Below are 16,046 nucleotides of genomic sequence, written 5' to 3'. Positions count from 1 at the left end.
CGAGGAAAGCCGCGCTCTTTCGCGAAGCCACGCGTGACCGCGGCGGCGCCATGAGGAAGAGGGCACCGCCGCGGCCGTTCCGCCGATCAGCGTACCGGGGTCAGTGTCAGCTCGCCGACTCCCAGCGCGATGTTGAGGCCGGTATTGCCCTCGACGCTGACCGGCTGCAGGGCGATGCCACGATTGCTGCCGCCCACCAGGACATTGGCGCCCACGCCGACGCCGGCGGTCGCCCCCGCCGACACGCCGGCGAAGGTCCCGCCCAGCGAGCCCGGCTGGATGTCGCCCGTGGAGGACACCACGCCCCAGAGCATCACCGCCGAACCGGTGAAGCCCACATCGACGCCATAGCGCTTGATCTCGCCGGTATAGCGCTCGGTCCGGTTGCCACCGGCGGCGGTGAAGACGCAATTCACCTCGCGGGTCGAGCCGAAGATGAAGCTGGTGCCGGCCTGCACGTCGCAGCGCAGCGTGCCGACCCGGACATGGCCCGCCTGGTTCTGGGCGGTCGCGGGATTCTGGGCGAAAGCCGGGACCGCGGCGAGCAGCCCGAGGCCGAGCATCGCGGCCAGGGCGGCGCGGGGATGACGCATGGTGGCATTCCTTCCTTGCAGACAGCGGGCCCAAGGCCCGGCGGCGAAGATAACACCGTCGCGCGGCCAAGGTTTCGTGAAGCTTATGCAGGGATCGCCATGGCGCGCAGCGCCGCGGCCGTTTCGCCATCTGCCGGGAAGAAGGTCTCCAGGGTCAGTTCGGCGAGTTGCACCTCGGTCGCCGTGCCGAAGACGGTGGTGGTGGAGATCAGCGCAAGCTCCCCGCCGGGGACGCGCAGGCGCAGCGGCGTCGCGATCATGCCGGCCTCCCGCGCCGCCCGGTTGGGCGGGGCGTCGCTGCCGCCCGGATAGCGGGCGATCTCCTCCATCAGCGCGATCAGACCGGCATCGGCCGACACCGCCGCATCGCGTCGTAGCCGATCCAGGACATGGGTCTTCCAGGCCCGAAGATTGGCGATGCGCGGGGCAAGGCCGTCGGGATGCAGGCTTGCCCGCAGAACATTGGCGGGCGGGGCCAGCAAGGCTGGGCTGACGCCGTCCATCAGCCGCAGGGCCATGCCGTTCGCCACCACCAGATTCCAGTGCCGGTCCACCGCCAGGGCCGGCCAGGGCTCATGCGCGGCGAGGATGGCGCGGACTGCCGCCATGGCCGGCTCCAGCGCCACCAGCCCGCTTTCCCCATATGCCGGCGCATGGCCCGCCGCGACCAGCAGCGCGTTGCGGGCACGCAGCGGCACGGTGAGGTGCTCGGCGAGGCGCAGCACCATCTCCCGGCTCGGCCGCGCCTTGCCGGACTCGACGAAGGACAGGTGCCGCTGCGACACCTCCGCCTCCATGGCGAGATCGAGCTGGCTGAGCCGCCGGCGCTGGCGCCATTCGCGCAGCATGGGTCCGAAATTCGTCATGGCGGCATCCTATCGTGCCGGCGCGCGGCGTTCCGATGACCTCCGAGGTCATCGCTTCGCCTCGCCGGCCGGGTCATCCCTGGGGTCACTGCCACCCCGAACGGAGGATCCCGATGATCACCATGACCCGCTTCCTGCGCATCGCCCTGGCCGCCGACGCGACCGCGAGCGGCGCGATGGGCCTTGCCCTGGCCGTCGCGCCGGGCGCGATCGGCACCATCACGCATCTGCCGCCGGCCCTGCTGTCCGGCGCCGGGCTGTTCCTGCTGGCCTATGCCGCGCTGCTCGGCTGGCTGGCCTCGCGACCCGCCCTGCCGAGGCCGATGCTGTGGCTGCTCGTCGCCGGCAACCTGGTCTGGGCGATCGAGAGCGCGGCGCTGCCCCTGCTCGGCTTCGTCGCGCCGAATGGCTGGGGCATCGCCTTCCTCGCCGTGCAGGCCATCGCGGTGGCGGGTTTCGCGGAACTCTACATCATCGCCCTGCGGCGGGCGCCCCGCGCAGCATAGCCGCATGGCGCGGATCGCAGCCGCAATCGACGGTGCTGGGGCGACCCAGCGCCGTCTCCACCGCCTGTACCATCTCCGGGCCTTCCGGTTCGACCGGCGTCGCGAAGCCCCGCACCGTCCGCCCGTCCCGCGCCACCAGATATTTGTGGAAGTTCCAGCGCGGCTCCCCACCGCCCTCGGCGGCGAGCCAGCGGAAGAGCGGGATCGCCTCGGCGCCCTTCACATGCGACAGCGCCGCCATCGGGAAGGTGATGCCGAACTGGGCGTCGCAGAATTCCCGGATCTGGCGGTTGTCCGAACTCTCCTGGTTGAAGTCGTTGGACGGCACGCCGAGCACGGTCAGCCCCTGCGCCGCGAAGCGGTCCTGCAGCCGCTGCAGCGCCGCATATTGCGGGGTGAAACCGCAGAAGGAGGCGGTGTTCACCACCAGCAGCACCCGTCCCCGCCAGGCGGCGAGGTCATGCTCCCCGCCTTCCAGCGAAGGCACACGGAAGGACCAGGCCTCGGTCGGCGCGGGGGCGGCGGCCATCAGCAGCGGCGCGGCGAGGATGGCGCGGCGGGGGACATCAGCCATAACGCTCCTCCATCCAGGGATCACCGTGGTTGTGGTAGCCGCGGACCTCCCAGAAGCCCGGCCGGTCGGCGGCGAGCAGTTCGATCCGCGTCACCCATTTCGGGCTCTTCCAGAAATACAGCTTGGGCAGCACCAGCCGCACCGGGCCGCCATGCTGACGCGCCAGGGGCTGGCCTTCCCAGGCATGGGCAAACATTACGTCGGCGTCGGCGAATTCCGCGAGCGTCAGGTTCGTCGTGTAGCCGTCATAGCAGGTCAGCGAGACGAAGCCGGCCTCCGGCTTGGGCTGCGCGATCTCCAGCAGGTCGCGCACCATCACGCCGGTGAAGCGGTTGTCGTAGCGGGACCATTGGGTGACGCAGTGGATGTCCACCACCATCTCGGACTGCGGCAGGGCCATGAAGCCATCCCAGTCGAGGGCGATGCGGTTCTCCACCAGCCCCTCGACGCGCAGCCGGAAACGGTCCTTCGCGACATCGGGCTGGACGCCCAGGTCGAGCACCGGCCAGTCCTTCACCAGGGTCTGGCCGGGCGGCAGGCGGTCACGGGTCGGGTCGCCATGGGTGCCGGTCAGCAGCCGGCCTTCCTCGGCCCAGCGCTCCTTGGTGCGGATCAGCTTGTCCTTGATCGCGCCGGATCGGGGAACGTCGTCATCCTCGGCCATGGGCTCTCCTGCCTGGTCCTGCCGTAGGGCGGATCCGGTTCCGCGGCAGGCAGCGACGCGCCTATGACGTGGCACGATGCCGTGCCGATGCAAGAGGCCGCGTGCACCGGTGCCCTCCGGCGGGAATGGTTCTAGAAGGCGGGGGACTCCGCCTCCCGCTGAAAGGCTGCGCCCGTTGGGCCATCCGCTTCCCCTCGGTCCCGACCATGGCGGGGCCTTGGCCGCTTTCGCGCAGCGCCTGCGCCGGGCCGCCAGCGCGACGCGGCTCCTCGCCGCCTGGTGCGCCGAACGTGGCATTGGCGAGGGCCCGATCCGCATCGAGCGCCACGCCTCCCCCCTCGCGGACATCCCGGCGGCCGAGGTGGCCGCGCTGCTCGACGCCGAGGCGACGGCGGAGATCCGCCATCGCTGCGTCACCCTGCGCCGCGGCGCCGTCGCGCTGTCGGATTGCGACATCTGGTGGCTGCCGGCGCGGCTGGCCCCCGCGATGCAGGCAAAGCTCGACGCGACCGACCACCCCTTCGGCCTGGTGGTCGCGCGGCTGCATCCGACCCGGCGCATGCTGTCGGAAACGGTGCTGCCACCCGGCGGGCCGCATGCCCTCGAACATCGCGCGCTGCTGCTGACGGGGGATGTGGCGCCGCGGCCCTTCGCGCTGGTGCGGGAGTCCTATCGCCGGGTTCTGGTGGACTGATACCAGCGGGGCTCTTTTCCCAGTCTGTGGAACCGAGAGGGGCTTTACCCCTCTCGGGCTCTCCCCACCAAAGGCCACAGGGCCTTTGGAAACCGATACCTGGCGCTGGCGCCACTGTCAGAATGAGGGCCGAAATTCGCCCCCGAGCACCGAACGCGCCGGGAGGGGCACGGACCGCCTGCACCGCACAGAACCAAGTGGCGGTTTCCAAAGGCCCTGTGGCCTTTGGCGGGGTGGTTTGGAGGGGCAGAGCCCCTCCAATCTTCTGCCCGGCCATGAAACAGGGCCGAGGCCGGGCTTCCAACCGCGACGTCCTGGACCGGCGCCTATTCCTGCCCCTTGTTACGCATCATCCGTGCCTTGTCGCGCTGCCAGTCGCGCTCGGCGATGGCAGCGCGCTTGTCGTGCTGCTTCTTGCCCTCGGCGAGGCCGAGCAGCACCTTCGCCCGCCCGCGATCGCTGAAATGGATGTCGAGGGGGACGAGCGTCGCCCCTTCCCGCGTGATCGCACCCGTCAGCGTCTGCACCTGGCGGCGGTGCAGCAGCAGCTTGCGGGGGCGGCGCGGCTCGAACTTCGCCATGAAGCTGCCGGCCTGCCATTCGGGGATGTAGCAGTTGAACAGCCACATCTCCCCGTCGCGCTCGCCGGCCCAGGCTTCGGACAGGGTCGCGCGGCCGGCGCGGAGGGATTTCACCTCCGGCCCCACCAGCGCAAGGCCGGCCTCGATCGTCTCGCCGATCTTGTAGTCGTAGCGGGCCTTGCGGTTCTGCGCGGCAATGCCGTGCGAGATCAGCCCCGCCTTCTTTTTCTCAGCCATGATGAGTCTTTTTTCATGCCCTCAAACGGCGGGCGGCCGGCATCCGCCGGCCTTGCCTTCGCGCCCTGCGCTGTCGCGCGTGGGGCAGGTGTTGGTCTGAGCGCGGTCGCGCTGTGCGCTCCCGGCCCAAGGCGGTGCCTTGGGCCGATCATAGCACGACGACGTCAGTTCAGCAGCCCGACCGAGACCATCGCCTCGCGGACCTTCGCCTTGCTGGCCTCGCCCAGCGGGGCCATCGGCAGGCGGCAATGCTCCGAGCTCTTCGCCAGCAGGCTCGCCGCATACTTCACGGGGCCCGGCGAGGTCTCGCAGAACATCGCGTCATGCAGCGGCGTCAGGCGGTCCTGGATCGCCATTGCCTCGCCGACCTTCCCGTCGCGCCAGGCCTTGTGCATCTCGGCGCAGAGCCGCGGCGCGACATTGGCGGTCACGCTGATGCAGCCATGCCCGCCCGCCGCGTTGAAGGCGAGCGCGGTGTGGTCCTCGCCCGAGAGCTGGATGAAATCCGCCCCGCAGGTCCGCTTCTGGTGCAGCGGGCGGGTCAGGTTGGCCGTCGCATCCTTCACGCCGACGATGTTCGGGTGCTTCGCGAGCCGCCCCATCGTCTCCGGCGTCATGTCGATCACGCTGCGCGGGGGGATGTTGTAGATGAACAGCGGGATGTCCACCGCATCGGCAATCGCCGTGAAGTGGAGGAACATCCCCTCCTGCGTCGGCTTGTTGTAGTAGGGCGTGACCACGAGGATCCCGTCCGCGCCGGCCTTCTTCGCATGCTGGGCGAAGTCGATCGCCTCGGCGGTGGAATTGCTGCCCGCCCCGGCCATGACCGGCACGCGGCCCTTCGCGGCCTCGACGCACATCTCCACGACGCGCTTGTGCTCGGCATGGGACAGGGTCGGGCTCTCGCCGGTCGTACCGACGGGGATCAGCCCCTCGGTGCCCTCGGCGATCTGCCATTCGACCAGGTCCTGGAAGGCTTTCTCGTCCACGGATCCGTCGGCACGCATCGGCGTGATCAGCGCGACCATCGAACCCCTGAACATAACGGCGCCCTCCTTTGTGTTTCTGGCCGTGAAGCGCGCAACCTAGGCGTCACACCAGCCCGGGACAAGGCCGCGGGACAAGCGGCGGTCCAATCGGGTAGAGAGTCAGCCATGCGCCGCCTGCTCCTCCTCGCCGCCCTCGCCCTGCCGCTCCCCGCCGCCGCGCAGTCCTGGGCGCCGGAAGGCGCCCGCGTCGCCGGCCGCCAGGCCCTTGCCGCGGCCTCGGCGGGCCGCTGGGGCGAGGCCGACACCTATGCCGCCGCTGCCGATCCGCTCGCCGCCAAGCTCGCCCTGTGGATACGGCTGACCAACCGTGCGGCGCCGGCCACGGCGGGCGAACTCGTCGCCTTCATCGCCGAGAATCCGGACTGGCCGTATCCCGACACGCTGAATCGGCGGGCCGAGGCGGCACTGGCGGTCGAAGCCGACGATGCGCTCGTGCTGCGGCATTTCGGACGTAATCCGCCGCGCTCGCTGCAAGGCGCCTTCCGCTACGCCGATGCGCTGGACCGAGCCGGTCAGGCGCCCCGGGCGACCGCGGTCATGCGCGAAGCCTGGGTCGAGACCCCCGGGGACGTCATCACTGAGGAAGCCGTGCTCCTCCGCTTCGGTAGCCGCCTGTCCGAGGAGGACCATTGGCGCCGCTTCGACCGCCTTGCCTTCGCGCGTGACTTGGCCGGCGCCTCGCGCGCCGCGGCGCGGCTGACCGGTGCGCGCGCCTCCGCCGCCGCGACGCGGCTGGCCCTGGCGCGCGACGACGACACGGTGCTGGGCACGCGCCCGACCGATATCGGCTGGGCCTATGAACAGGCTCGGCTGCTGCGCCGCCGCGACCGCGACAATGAGGCCGCCGCCGTCTGGATCGCCGCCGAGCCTCTGCAATCGGGCCTCGCCGGCGATACCGCCCGCGCGGTCTGGGTGGAACGCCAGGTGCTGACCCGCAAGCTGCTGCGCCTCGGCCAGGACCGCGAGGCCTATCGGATCGCTGCCGCCCATGGCCAGGCCGAACCCGGCGAGCCGCGCGGCGAGGGCGAGTTCCTTGCCGGCTTCATCGCCCTGCGGCGACTGAACGACCCCGCCACGGCGCAACGCCACTTCGCGATGGTCGGGCAGGACAGCCGATCGGTCATCACGCGGGCGCGCTCCGCCTATTGGCAGGGCCGTGCCCTGGCCGCGCGGGGCGACACGGCTGCAGCGCGCACGCAATACGCCCTCGGCGCCGAACTGCCGGTTGCCTTCTATGGCCAGCTCTCCGCCCTGGCGCTGGGCGAGGATCCGACGGCGCTGTCGGCCCGCATCACCCGCGCGCAGGTCCCGGCCGTCACCCAGCCCCGCGCCGCGGATTTCGCCGGCCGCGAGCTGGCGCGCGCGGTGCTGACGCTCGCCGATCTCGGCGACACGCGGCGGGCGCGCATCTTCCTGCTGCGCATCGAGGACCTCGCCGCCGACGGCACCGACCGGATGCTGACCGCGCGGCTGGCCAATCATATCGGTCGGCCGGACCATGCGGTCTGGGTGGCGCGCCGCGCCGGCGCCGATGGCGACATGCTGCTGCCCGAGGGCTGGCCCCGCCCCTTCCAGCCGCCCGTCACCAGCCCCGAACCCGCCTTCATCAACGCCATCACCAGGCAGGAATCCAATTTCGACACCGAGGCCGTGTCGGGCGCCAATGCGCGCGGGCTGATGCAGTTGCTGCCCTCGACCGCGGCGCTGGTTGCGCGGCGGCTCGGCGTGCCCTACCAGGTCGGGCAGCTCACCGGCGATCCGCAGGCGAACATGCGGCTCGGCGCGGGGTATCTGGACCAGATGCTGACCCGCTTCGGGGGCGCGCTGCCGCTCGCAGCGGCGGCCTACAATGCCGGGCCGGGGCGCGTGGACCAGTGGCTCGGCACCTATGGGGACCCGCGCGGCGGCGATGTCGACATGATCGACTGGATGGAACAGATCCCCTTCAGCGAGACCCGCAATTACGTTCAGCGCGTGATCGAGAACGTCATGGTCTATCGCGCCTCCGATCCCTCGGCGGCGGGCCTTGCCCATCCCCTCGCCCCCTGGCTGCAGCAGCTCCAGGCCGCACGGTGAGCGGCCGCCGGATCGAGCTCTCCGCGCGCGACGGGCTGCGCCTGGCCGCGACCGAATGGCCGGGTGCGGCCGATCGCACGCCGCTGCTGTGCCTGTCGGGCATCTGCCGCACGGCGCTCGACTACGCGGCGATCGGCGCGCGGCATGGCGGGACTCGGCGGGTCGTGGCGCTGGACTATGCGGGCCATGGCGAGAGCGCCCGCGCCGCCGATCCGCGCCGCTACGCGCCCGAAAAGCTGATCGCCGATGTGATCGACGCCATGGCGGCGCTCGGGCTGCATCGCGTGGCAGTGGTCGGCACCTCCTTCGGTGGGCTGGTCGCCTTCGCCCTCGGGGTGATGCGGCCGGCGAGCCTCGCCGCCGTGGTGCTGAACGACATCGGCCCCGAGATCGAGCGCGACGGCCGCGAGGCGGTGGTCGAGCTGGTCGGCACCGACCCCTGCTGCGCGACGCTGGAGGACGCCACGGCTTGGCTGCGCCGCCGCCATCCGCCCATGGAATTGCTGGACGAGGAAGGCTGGCGCGCCCTCGCCTGGCGCACCTATGCCGAGGGCGAGGACCGGCTGTGGCACCCGCGCTGGGACATTCGCGTCGGACAGCAGGCGGTGGGACCGGATGCCGGGCCGCCGCCGGATCTCTGGCCCTATTTCGGAGCGCTGGCGAAGCTGCCGCTGATGCTGGTCTGGGGGCAGCAGAGCCATCTGCTCTCGGTCGATACCGTCGCGCTGATGCGCAAGGCGCGGCCCGACATGCGCCTGGTCACCCTGCCCGGTACCGGCCATGCGCCGACGCTCGAGGAGCCGGCGGCTGTCGCCGGGCTCGACCGCTTCCTCGCGGCCCTTCCGTGACGCCGGCGCTGGCGGTCGCGACCGTCTGCGGCGTCGGGCGACTCAGGCCGGCGCCGGGGACCTGGGGGTCGCTGGTGGTGCTGCCGCTCGCGCTGCTCGGGCCGGGCTGGGCGTTGGTGCTCGGCCTGCTCGTCTGGGGCGTCGGCTGGGTCGCGGTGCGGGAAGTCCTGGCCGATCGCCCCACGGACGATCCCGGCTGGATCGTGGTGGACGAGGCCGCCGGCATGCTGCTGACGCTGGCCGGCCTGCCGGCGGGGGCGGGCTGGGTCGGCGTCGGCCTCGCCTTCCTGCTGTTCCGCGCCTTCGACATCCTCAAGCCCTGGCCGGTGTCCTGGGCCGACGGGCTGCACGGCGCGACCGGCGTCATGCTGGACGACATCCTGGCCGGCGCGATCGCCGCCGCCCTGCTGCTGATCTTGGGCGCCCTCGCGCCGGGAGTGCTGTTGTGACCCTGCTGCCTGACGCGACGATCGAGGAGGCGCGCGCGCTGCTCGCCGCGCTGGAAGCCCGGGGCGAGACCCTCGCGACGGCCGAATCCTGCACCGGCGGGCTGATCGCCGCGGCGCTGACCGCCATCGCCGGGTCCTCGAGCGTGGTGATGGCGGGCTTCGTCACCTATTCCAACGAAGCGAAGATGCGGATGGTGGGGGTGCAGGAGGCGACGCTCGCCGCCCATGGCGCCGTCAGCGACCCAGTCGCGCGGCAGATGGCCGAAGGCGCGTTGCGCGAGGCCCAGGTGGACATCGCCCTGTCCTGCACCGGCATCGCCGGGCCGGGCGGCGCGACGCCGGGCAAGCCGGTCGGCCTGGTCTTCATCGGTTGCGCGCGGCGCGGCGTGGAGACGCTGGTGGAGCGCCACATCTTCCCCGGCGACCGCACAGCCGTGCGCGCCGCGACGGTCGCCGCCGCGCTGCGCCTGGCAATGCCGGAATAGTCCGCGACGATTTGACAGCGCGCCGTCGCTGCGGCTCCCTGGGCACATTACCGCCGTGTCATGCGGCGCAATAAGCCTATGAGGAAGCCTTCCATGAATCGTCGCAAGGTGCTCAGCGCACTCAGCGCCGCACCCCTGTTCCCCGTCCTGCCCGCTCTTGCGCAAAGCGCGGCGCCATGGCGCCCCGACCGCCCGGTGCGCTTCGTCGTCGGCTTCGCCGCAGGCGGCAGCACCGATACCTCGGGGCGGCTCGTCGCCAATGCCATCAGCGGGCCGCTCGGCCAGCCTGTGGTGGTGGAGAATCGCGTCGGCGGTGCCGGGAACATCGGGTCCGAATTCGTCGCCCGCAGTGCGCCGGACGGGCTGACCTATGTCGTCGCCTCGGTCGGTACCCACGCGACCAACCAGTTCCTCTACAAATCCCTGCCCTTCAATGTGACGAACGACTTCACGCCCGTTTCGCTGGTGCTGGTGAGCGCCGCGGTGGCGGTGGTGAACCCCGCCCTGCCGGTGCGCAGCATCGCCGACCTCGTCGCCCATGCGAAGGCCAATCCCGGCAAGCTCAACATCGGCACCAGCGGCGTCGGTGGCACCCAGCACTTCGCCGCAGCGCTGTTCGAGCAGAAGGCCGGGGTCACCTTCACCCACATCCCCTATCGCGGCGGCGCGCCGGCCATGGCGGACCTGGTCGCCGGCCGGCTCGACCTGATCTTCTCGCCTCTGGCCGAGACCATGTCCTTCATCGAGAGCGGCCAGGTGCGGCCGCTCGGCGTGACGCGGACCCAGCGCATGCCCGCCCTGCCCGACGTCCCGCCCATCGCCGACACCGTGCCGGGCTACGAGTTCAATTCCTGGATCGGTATCTTCGGCCCTGCCCGGCTGCCGCCGCACATCGTGTCGGCCATGTCCGACGTCATCGCCGCCGGCGTCCGCATCCCGGAGGTGAACCAGCGCATGACGAGCCTCGGCTACCTGCCTGTGGGCGGCGGACCGGAGCAGATGGCGGACATGCAGCGGCGTGACCTCGCGACCATGGAGGCGCTGGTGCGGCTGACAGGGGCGAGCGCGGATTGACGCGGCGCGGGGGGATCAGAGAGCGGCGCCGCCCCTCTCCGGTCTCGCCGTCGTGCATGCGGCCCGGCGCCGTCCGATAGACAAGCGCGCCCACGCCGCGGCGCGAATGCCACACTCCCCTCTCCATTCGCGTGCGAATCGCGGGCGCGGTTGCTCGCGCTCGCACGGTGAGAGCAGAGTAAAAAAATGCTTCACGCCCCCTTCCGTGCGACGCCGCGCCGTCGCGCATTGCTCGCGGGCCTCGGCGCCGCTGCGATGGGCGGCAGCAACTCCGCGCGCGCCGATTATCTCGGCTTCGGCGAGGTTCCAGCCGAGCCCGCGCCTCTGCCGCCCCGCGAGCGCTACCTCTGGATGGTGAACAATGCGCGGGAGGAAGTGGTCGTCGCCTATCGCTCCGGGCAGGACTACAGCATCGATGCGCTGGCCCGGCTGCAGCACGCCTTCCGCGACCTGCGCGAGGACGCGCCAGGGCCGATCCCCGGCCTGCTGCTCGACATGCTGTCGCTGATCCAGGAACGGCTGGGCTACACGCGACCGCTCCGCGTGATCTCGGGCTACCGCACGCCGCAGACCAACGCGACGCTGCCCTTCGCCGCCCCGAACAGCCTGCATATGCGCGGCATGGCGGCCGACATCGTGGTGCCGGGCATGGCGCAGGCCGATGTGCACGCCCATGCGGCGGCGCTGTCGAACCATCTCGGCTTCATGGGCATCGGCTGGTACGGGTCCTTCACCCATGTCGATATCGGACCTAAGGCGTCCTGGACGCGCATCCTGTAGCGGCAGGCAGATCGTAACGATTTCGAACCTACTTGGGCGTCGCAACGCGCGGCGCTAGGGCATTTCCGGCGAACCTCCGTTCACCCGCAATGCTCTAGGTATTTATCGTTGCGGGCATCTTCACCTGTCCAGATCAGTTCATCCGGACAGGATCTGCTCTAGGGTGGCGCCCTCATCGTGAACGCCGGGCCGCGCCGCCATGGATGACATCCGCGCCTCCACCCACGCCAATGAGCAATGGCTCCGCGCCACCCTGGGCGCCGAGGTGGTGGAGGCGGACCTTGCCGCCCGCCGCGCCAAGCTGGCCGACACGCCCTTCACCTATCTCCGCGCCGCCTATTGGCGCTGGGTCGAGTTGCTGCCCGAGAGCTGGACGCCGAAGCGGCCGGGCGCAGCGGTCCTCGCCGTGGGCGACATCCATCTCGAGAATTTCGGCACCTGGCGCGATGGTGAGGGCCGCCTCGTCTGGGGCGTGAACGATTTCGACGAGGCCGCGGTGATGCCCTGGCCGCTCGATCTGTTGCGGCTCGCGACCAGCGCGCACATGGCCCATGACGATCCCGAGGCCGGCGACGCCGCCATCGATGCGGCCGCAAGCGCGATCATGGGCGGCTACGGCAAGGGGTTGGAGCGCCCACGGCCAATCATCCTCGACCACGACTTCGCTTGGCTTCGCCAGACCGTGCTGGTCGCGCGCAGCGCTGAGGATCAGGCGGCGCAGGAGAAGGCGCGGAAGACGTTCTGGAAGAAAATGGCCTCGCCGAAGGAGCCGCCCGCGACGGCGCCGCCGGCCCGCTTGCTGAACGCCTTGCGCGCGGCCCTGCCCCTCGGTGCCACGGAAGCCGGGCTCTGGCCGCGCCGTGCCGGGGCGGGCAGCCTCGGCCGGCCGCGCTGGGTGATGCGCGCGGAATGGCAGGGCGGGCCGATCCTGCGCGAGGCGAAGGCCATGTTGCCCTCGGCCTGGGTGCGGCTGCACGGGGATGGTCCCATTGCCTGCCGCGCCGCCGAGGCGGCGACCGGCGCGTATCGCGCACCCGATCCCTGCCAGAGCTTCCTCGACGGCATCGCGGTGCGCCGGCTGTCGCCCAACAACCAGAAATTCGAGGCCGGGAAGCATCCCGAAATCCTGTTCGATCCGCGAATGCTGAAGGCGATGGGCCGAGATCTCGCCGCGGTTCACGCCGCGACGATGGGTGCCGCCCGGGCGATCACCGGTGAGATCGCCGCCGGCGCGCCGCTCGATGCCGAGGGAAAGCGCCTCGCCAAGGCGGCGCGGCAACTCGCGCAGCGGCTGCGGCAGGATCAGGCGGAGGTGCCGCGGTCCTGGCGTGGCGAGGCCTAGGGTTGCGACCGAAAGATCGGAGCGGCTCTGCCCCATGCGCGCGAAGACGACGGTAATGGCGGAACGGGGAAGGGCTCTGCCCTCCCCCGAACCCCCACCCGCCAAAGGCCACAAGGCCTTTGGAAACCCTGATCTGGCGCCCTGCGCAATGGTCCGGCCATCCCGAAACGCGCGCTCCGTGCTCAGCGCCAGGAGGTATCAGCGGGAGCAATGCGGTGCGCTCGCCTCGACATCTCGAGACTGGCTTCCCGCCCGCCGCCAAGTATCGGTTTCCAAAGGCCCTGTGGCCTTTGGTGGGGTGGGTCCGGGAGGGGCAAAGCCTCTCCCGGTTCCCCAGCGCCTTACGCCGCCGCCAGCGCCGTGCGGATTTCGCCCACCGCTTCCTCGATCATCGGCGCCGTCACGTCGAGATGCGTACAGGCCCGCACCCGCCCGCCCAGACCGGACACGGCGATGCCGCGCATCTGCAGCTTCTCCTGCAGCTTCGCGACATCCATCCCTGTGCCCTTGATGTCGAAGAAGACGAGGTTGGTGTCCGGCTCCTCGACCTCCACGCCCGGGATCTGGCGCAGGCCACGGGCGAGCGCCTTGGCGTTGGCATGGTCCTCGGCGAGGCGGTCGATATTGTGGTCCAGCGCGTAGAGACATGCCGCCGCGCAGATGCCGGCCTGGCGCATCGACCCGCCGAGCCGCTGCTTCCAGCGCCAGGCACGGCCGATGAATTCCTCGGACCCACACAGCACGGCGCCGAGCGGCGCGCCGAGGCCCTTGGTGAAGTCGAGCCACACCGAATCATAGCCCGCCACCATGTCCTTCGGCGCGATGCCCGCCCCGACGCAGGCATTCATCAGCCGCGCGCCATCCATATGGGTGGACCAGCCCTGCTCATGCGCCACATCGGCGACCTCGTTGAGCTGCGCCAGCGGCCATATCGCGCCGCCGCCGATGTTGGCGGTCTGCTCGACCTCCAGCAGGCGCTGCGGCGGGGCGTAGCGGGTCTTGGGGCGGATCACGCCGCGCACGTCGTCGGCAGTGAACATGCCGCGCGGGGTCTTGAGGCCCAGGATCTGCACGCCGGTCAGCGCGGCATGGGTGCCGCCCTCGCTGTGCAGGATGTGGCTGCTCTCATGCGCGACGACCTCGTCGCCCTTCGTGCAATGCGTCAGGATCGCGATGACGTTGCACATGGTGCCGGACGGCAGGTAGACGGCGGCCTCCTTGCCCATCAGCGCGGCCATGCGGTCGCACAGTTCATGCACCGTCGGGTCGTCGCCATGCTGCTCGTCGCCGACCTCGGCACGCATCATCGCTTCCTTCATCGCCGGCGTCGGACGCGTCTGCGTGTCGGAATAGAGGTTGATGCGCACGGGGGGCGCGCCGGCAGGCGGGCGGTTCGGAGCATGGACCATGGAGGGAACCTGTCTGGTGAGTGGTTGCCCGAGCATGCCTCCGGCGCCACGATCCGGCCAGAGGTGGAGACCGATTGAATGGTGCAGATCCGCAAGCTCGCGCTTCTCAGCGAGCAATCCTTTTCCGAGGCCGGGCACAGGGCCGAACATCCGGTGACGCGCGCCGTCGCGCTGATCGCGATCGTCAATCCCTTCGCCCGCTATTTCGTCCGTGAACTCGAGGACCTGGTGGATGCCGGCGCCGCCCTGGCCGAACGGGTCGGCCCCGAATTGCTGAAGCTGCTGCGCGGGCCGCCGGTCGCCTATGGCAAGGGGGCCATCGTGGGGTCGGCGGGGGAACTCGAGCACGGCCATGCGGTGCTGCATCCGCGCCTCGGCAAGCCGCTGCGCGCGGCGATCGGCGGCGGGGCGGCGCTGATGCCCTCCGCGGTGAAGCTCGGGCCGCCGGGGGCGAGCCTCGACCTGCCGCTGGGGCACAAGGACGATGCGTGGTCGCGGCCGCATTTCGATACGATCACCGTCAGCCTGGGGGATGCGCCCCGGCCGGATGAGATCCTGGTGGCCATCGCGCTGTCGGATGGTGGAAGACTGCTGCAACGGATCGGGGAAGGTCCGCCGCGGTGATGCGCGCCGGCGGAGAGGGGCTTTGCCCCTCTCCGAACCTCACCCCACCAAAGGCCACAGGGCCTTTGGAAACCTTGAGTAGCGCTGGTGCGCCGAGGGATAGGGTCGGCTGTTTCGGGCATGCTGCCTGTCGATGGTGGGGTCCTGTCCCGGACAGGCTTGGATTGCGGCCGCCAGGCCCGGCTGAGGCTTCACTGGTCGCGACGGGGCTAGCCGCTCACCGCCCGTAGTGCCGCGTCCAGACCGGCGCAATGCGCGGGCGCGCCGCGACGGCCCGGCCAAGCGCCGCCAGCTTGGGGCAGGCCTCGGGCAACCAGCCGCGGCCATCCGCCCAGCGCGGCAGCACCGTCAGATAGGCGTCCGCGATGGTGAAGCGCGCGCCGAGCAGATAGGGCGCGGCCGGCTCCCCGGTCAGCCCCGCCTCCGCTTCGATCAGCCGCCACAAATCGCGATACATCTCCTGAGCCCGGGCACGGATGGCCTCGGCGTGGGCTGGATCAGCGCTGAAGCGGGCCGGATAGTCCCAGCGCGTGACATGCGGGTAGCCCTCAGCCCCGGCCAGGACCATCCAGCGCAAGACCCGGGCGCGCTCCGAGGACCCGGGCGGCGGCAGCAGATCGGCCTCCGGGTGCCGGTCGGCCAGGGTCGGCAGGATGGCGAGGGTTTCGGTCAGCACCGTGCCATCCGGAAGAATCAGCGTCGGGATACGGCCCATCGGGTTGATGCGGCGGTACTCGGCCGCAAGTTGCGCGTCCGTCGCCAGCGGCACGTCGCGCAATTCGACCGGCGCGCCGATCTCGGCGAGTGCCATCTCGACGATCACGGAACCGGAGCCGGTGTCGCCATACAGGACGTAGGTCATATCCGCAGCCTGCCGCATCCGCGCGCGGCGCGGCCAACGCAAAGCCGTGATGGACGGCATCAACGCGGCTGAAGGGTGTTGCTGCCGCTTCTGCTTCCGGGGCTATGGAACTGAGAGGTGCCTCGCCCCTCTCAGCCTCTCCCCACGAAAAGCCTTTGGAAACCTCGACTTGGCGCTCGACCGAGCTGGATTTCACAGCATCCGCACGCGCAATGCGCCCGGCGCCATTTCCGGCACCACAGCCATCGGGCCCATTCACCATCTTCGGCGGCCCGCCGCGCCCGGTACCAGCTCAAGGTGTCCAGAGGCTTTTCGGCCTTTGGCGGGGTGAGG

General features: G+C 70.7%; 18 protein-coding genes. 10 read left to right on the top strand and 8 right to left on the bottom strand.

The features are described 5' to 3' along the window. Positions 1 to 86: 86 nt before the first annotated feature. Positions 87 to 593, bottom strand: a complete 507-nt coding sequence (locus KPL78_RS04710; RefSeq protein ID WP_219761770.1) for a DUF992 domain-containing protein — start codon at positions 591 to 593, stop codon at positions 87 to 89. Between the two features lie 83 nt (positions 594 to 676). Further along, complete coding sequence (locus tag KPL78_RS04705) at positions 677 to 1,459, bottom strand: helix-turn-helix domain-containing protein (protein WP_219761769.1); 783 nt, start codon at positions 1,457 to 1,459, stop codon at positions 677 to 679. Between the two features lie 113 nt (positions 1,460 to 1,572). Here KPL78_RS04705 and KPL78_RS04700 point away from each other — a divergent pair, with 113 nt between their 5' ends. Further along, positions 1,573 to 1,965, top strand: a complete 393-nt coding sequence (locus KPL78_RS04700) for a hypothetical protein (RefSeq protein WP_219761768.1) — start codon at positions 1,573 to 1,575, stop codon at positions 1,963 to 1,965. Here KPL78_RS04700 and KPL78_RS04695 read toward each other — a convergent pair. Together KPL78_RS04695 and KPL78_RS04690 are read right to left on the bottom strand one after the other, a co-directional pair. Further along, a complete protein-coding gene (locus tag KPL78_RS04695) occupies positions 1,931 to 2,494 on the bottom strand; it encodes a glutathione peroxidase (RefSeq protein ID WP_408904480.1) in 564 nt (187 codons plus the stop codon). The genes KPL78_RS04700 and KPL78_RS04695 overlap by 35 nt on opposite strands. 37 nt (positions 2,495 to 2,531) lie before the next feature. Continuing rightward, a complete protein-coding gene (locus tag KPL78_RS04690; protein ID WP_219761766.1) occupies positions 2,532 to 3,203 on the bottom strand; it encodes a sulfite oxidase-like oxidoreductase in 672 nt (223 codons plus the stop codon). 175 nt (positions 3,204 to 3,378) lie between these two features. Here KPL78_RS04690 and KPL78_RS04685 point away from each other — a divergent pair, with 175 nt between their 5' ends. Continuing rightward, positions 3,379 to 3,897: a hypothetical protein gene (locus KPL78_RS04685; protein ID WP_219761765.1), complete on the top strand. Its 519-nt coding sequence runs from the start codon at positions 3,379 to 3,381 to the stop codon at positions 3,895 to 3,897. 326 nt (positions 3,898 to 4,223) lie between these two features. Here the strand turns inward: KPL78_RS04685 and smpB are convergent, their stop codons facing one another. Continuing rightward, positions 4,224 to 4,715 carry an SsrA-binding protein SmpB gene (smpB, locus tag KPL78_RS04680; protein ID WP_219761764.1) on the bottom strand — a complete coding sequence of 164 codons (492 nt, stop codon included), beginning with the start codon at positions 4,713 to 4,715 and terminating at the stop codon, positions 4,224 to 4,226. Positions 4,716 to 4,879: 164 nt separating this feature from the next. Further along, positions 4,880 to 5,758: a 4-hydroxy-tetrahydrodipicolinate synthase gene (gene dapA / locus KPL78_RS04675; RefSeq protein ID WP_219761763.1), complete on the bottom strand. Its 879-nt coding sequence runs from the start codon at positions 5,756 to 5,758 to the stop codon at positions 4,880 to 4,882. Positions 5,759 to 5,869: 111 nt separating this feature from the next. Here dapA and KPL78_RS04670 point away from each other — a divergent pair, with 111 nt between their 5' ends. From KPL78_RS04670 to KPL78_RS04640, 7 genes are all read left to right on the top strand, one after another. Beyond that, positions 5,870 to 7,840 carry a lytic transglycosylase domain-containing protein gene (locus tag KPL78_RS04670; protein ID WP_219761762.1) on the top strand — a complete coding sequence of 657 codons (1,971 nt, stop codon included), beginning with the start codon at positions 5,870 to 5,872 and terminating at the stop codon, positions 7,838 to 7,840. Further along, positions 7,837 to 8,688 carry an alpha/beta fold hydrolase gene (locus KPL78_RS04665; protein ID WP_219761761.1) on the top strand — a complete coding sequence of 284 codons (852 nt, stop codon included), beginning with the start codon at positions 7,837 to 7,839 and terminating at the stop codon, positions 8,686 to 8,688. The genes KPL78_RS04670 and KPL78_RS04665 overlap by 4 nt, the downstream gene beginning before the upstream one ends. Next, entirely contained in the window at positions 8,685 to 9,137 is a 453-nt protein-coding gene (locus KPL78_RS04660; RefSeq protein WP_219761760.1) for a phosphatidylglycerophosphatase A family protein, read from the top strand. Before KPL78_RS04665 ends, KPL78_RS04660 begins: the two co-directional genes overlap by 4 nt. Before the next feature lie 2 nt (positions 9,138 to 9,139). Further along, complete coding sequence (locus tag KPL78_RS04655) at positions 9,140 to 9,622, top strand: CinA family protein (protein ID WP_219762512.1); 483 nt, start codon at positions 9,140 to 9,142, stop codon at positions 9,620 to 9,622. Between the two features lie 93 nt (positions 9,623 to 9,715). Then, positions 9,716 to 10,696: a Bug family tripartite tricarboxylate transporter substrate binding protein gene (locus tag KPL78_RS04650; protein WP_219761759.1), complete on the top strand. Its 981-nt coding sequence runs from the start codon at positions 9,716 to 9,718 to the stop codon at positions 10,694 to 10,696. Positions 10,697 to 10,882: 186 nt separating this feature from the next. Further along, positions 10,883 to 11,476, top strand: a complete 594-nt coding sequence (locus KPL78_RS04645; protein WP_219761758.1) for a YcbK family protein — start codon at positions 10,883 to 10,885, stop codon at positions 11,474 to 11,476. A gap of 199 nt (positions 11,477 to 11,675) precedes the next feature. Continuing rightward, positions 11,676 to 12,818, top strand: coding sequence for a DUF2252 family protein (locus tag KPL78_RS04640; protein WP_219761757.1), 1,143 nt, complete (start codon positions 11,676 to 11,678; stop codon positions 12,816 to 12,818). Between the two features lie 341 nt (positions 12,819 to 13,159). On the opposite strand, the gene KPL78_RS04635 is transcribed toward KPL78_RS04640, so the two are convergent. After that, positions 13,160 to 14,227 (bottom strand): threonine aldolase family protein, encoded by a 1,068-nt coding sequence (locus KPL78_RS04635; protein ID WP_219761756.1) that lies wholly within the window; start codon positions 14,225 to 14,227, stop codon positions 13,160 to 13,162. 78 nt (positions 14,228 to 14,305) lie between these two features. Here KPL78_RS04635 and KPL78_RS04630 point away from each other — a divergent pair, with 78 nt between their 5' ends. Then, positions 14,306 to 14,851 carry an amino acid synthesis family protein gene (locus KPL78_RS04630; RefSeq protein WP_219761755.1) on the top strand — a complete coding sequence of 182 codons (546 nt, stop codon included), beginning with the start codon at positions 14,306 to 14,308 and terminating at the stop codon, positions 14,849 to 14,851. A 217-nt stretch (positions 14,852 to 15,068) separates the two neighbouring features. On the opposite strand, the gene KPL78_RS04625 is transcribed toward KPL78_RS04630, so the two are convergent. Continuing rightward, positions 15,069 to 15,713, bottom strand: a complete 645-nt coding sequence (locus KPL78_RS04625; RefSeq protein WP_219761754.1) for a glutathione S-transferase family protein — start codon at positions 15,711 to 15,713, stop codon at positions 15,069 to 15,071. Positions 15,714 to 16,046: the final 333 nt, after the last annotated feature.

The sequence above is a fragment of the Roseomonas alba genome, from assembly GCF_019430885.1.
Taxonomy (GTDB): Bacteria; Pseudomonadota; Alphaproteobacteria; order Acetobacterales; family Acetobacteraceae; genus Neoroseomonas; species Neoroseomonas alba.
This window is presented reverse-complemented; position numbering and strand designations above follow the sequence as displayed.

Coding starts and splice junctions, on each gene's coding strand:
- KPL78_RS04705 (WP_219761769.1), bottom strand. CDS start 1,459: ATGACGAATTTCGGACCCATGCTGCGCGAATGGCGCCAGCGCCGGCGG.
- KPL78_RS04635 (WP_219761756.1), bottom strand. CDS start 14,227: ATGGTCCATGCTCCGAACCGCCCGCCTGCCGGCGCGCCCCCCGTGCGC.
- KPL78_RS04650 (WP_219761759.1), top strand. CDS start 9,716: ATGAATCGTCGCAAGGTGCTCAGCGCACTCAGCGCCGCACCCCTGTTC.
- smpB (WP_219761764.1), bottom strand. CDS start 4,715: ATGGCTGAGAAAAAGAAGGCGGGGCTGATCTCGCACGGCATTGCCGCG.
- KPL78_RS04645 (WP_219761758.1), top strand. CDS start 10,883: ATGCTTCACGCCCCCTTCCGTGCGACGCCGCGCCGTCGCGCATTGCTC.
- KPL78_RS04700 (WP_219761768.1), top strand. CDS start 1,573: ATGATCACCATGACCCGCTTCCTGCGCATCGCCCTGGCCGCCGACGCG.
- KPL78_RS04670 (WP_219761762.1), top strand. CDS start 5,870: ATGCGCCGCCTGCTCCTCCTCGCCGCCCTCGCCCTGCCGCTCCCCGCC.
- dapA (WP_219761763.1), bottom strand. CDS start 5,758: ATGTTCAGGGGTTCGATGGTCGCGCTGATCACGCCGATGCGTGCCGAC.
- KPL78_RS04630 (WP_219761755.1), top strand. CDS start 14,306: ATGGTGCAGATCCGCAAGCTCGCGCTTCTCAGCGAGCAATCCTTTTCC.
- KPL78_RS04690 (WP_219761766.1), bottom strand. CDS start 3,203: ATGGCCGAGGATGACGACGTTCCCCGATCCGGCGCGATCAAGGACAAG.
- KPL78_RS04695 (WP_408904480.1), bottom strand. CDS start 2,494: ATGGCCGCCGCCCCCGCGCCGACCGAGGCCTGGTCCTTCCGTGTGCCT.
- KPL78_RS04625 (WP_219761754.1), bottom strand. CDS start 15,713: ATGACCTACGTCCTGTATGGCGACACCGGCTCCGGTTCCGTGATCGTC.
- KPL78_RS04640 (WP_219761757.1), top strand. CDS start 11,676: ATGGATGACATCCGCGCCTCCACCCACGCCAATGAGCAATGGCTCCGC.
- KPL78_RS04710 (WP_219761770.1), bottom strand. CDS start 593: ATGCGTCATCCCCGCGCCGCCCTGGCCGCGATGCTCGGCCTCGGGCTG.